Here is a 986-nt window from a genome sequence, read left to right on the forward strand (position 1 = left end):
CCGCAGCAGCTCTAATTGATGTTGGAGGGCTAGCTCCACTTTACCTATTGGGCGATAGCTTGTACTCCTGGCGTTTTATGAAACCATCGACATATACCGCAAAAAAGCTGCACCTTTACGGCCATTAGCCGTTAAGATGCAGCTTTTATTCATTGAGGCCTCATTTAATGATCAAGACCGGACAGTTCGCATGTTTGATCACACCGTGACTTACACTCCCGAGGAGGATTTCCGACATGAGGCCAACACCCCGGCACCCCATCACGATCAAATCGTGGCCATCTGTCTCTGCCTGATGGCAGATGGTCGTTGCTGGATCCCCGGTCAACGTCACACTTTTGAAAACTAATCTGCTCCCCATCAATTTCGCCGAAGCAGGTTCAACGATCTTTCGGCCTTCTTCGGCCAACGTATCGCTAAGCGGAACGCTTATCGGTGGATCATTTAAGATGATCTGAGGACTCACATGAATAATAGTTATACGAGCATTCGGATATCCATGCTTGGAAAGCTTGATCGCATGATCCAACGCCCGGTCCGATTGTTGAGAACCATCGATAGGAACAAGAATGTGGTTATACATAAGTTTATCCTCCTTTAATCATCAAGCTCTAACCTATGCATACTTACCCTAATCCGTGGGCTTTCAAACTTATCAACGCGATCTGTGCGCTAAAGGAGAGCCTATTCACACCCCGTGCTTTTTTTCACACGCATACCTCAGGAAACTTAAGGAAAAGATACTAGCACAACATCCTAGAGCTTGGAGAAAATACCATATGTTCGCTCGTTGGCTGAGCTCCAAAAAACATCCGAGTCTTCCGAAACAAAGCACCATCGTAGAACCGATGGCATCTATGCCTTTATTTGCAACCATTCAAGAAAATACGGATTATGTCAGGCAAGCTCTCGGAAACAGCACAGATATTGTGATTCGAGAGTTTACCTATAACTCAATTACAGAAGGCGTCGCCATTCTATATACC

General features: G+C 45.7%; 1 protein-coding gene and 1 pseudogene. One reads left to right on the forward strand and one right to left on the reverse strand.

Annotated elements, in window-relative coordinates; genetic code table 11:
- Positions 1-160: 160 nt before the first annotated feature.
- Positions 161-583: a universal stress protein gene (locus AC1DUA_RS39020; protein ID WP_477504788.1), complete on the reverse strand. Its 423-nt coding sequence runs from the start codon at positions 581-583 to the stop codon at positions 161-163.
- Between the two features lie 196 nt (positions 584-779).
- On the opposite strand from AC1DUA_RS39020, the pseudogene AC1DUA_RS39025 reads away from it, so the two are divergent.
- A pseudogene (locus tag AC1DUA_RS39025) lies at positions 780-986 on the forward strand (spore germination protein); the annotation flags it as partial.

This window comes from Paenibacillus sp. 01T422, assembly GCF_056398785.1.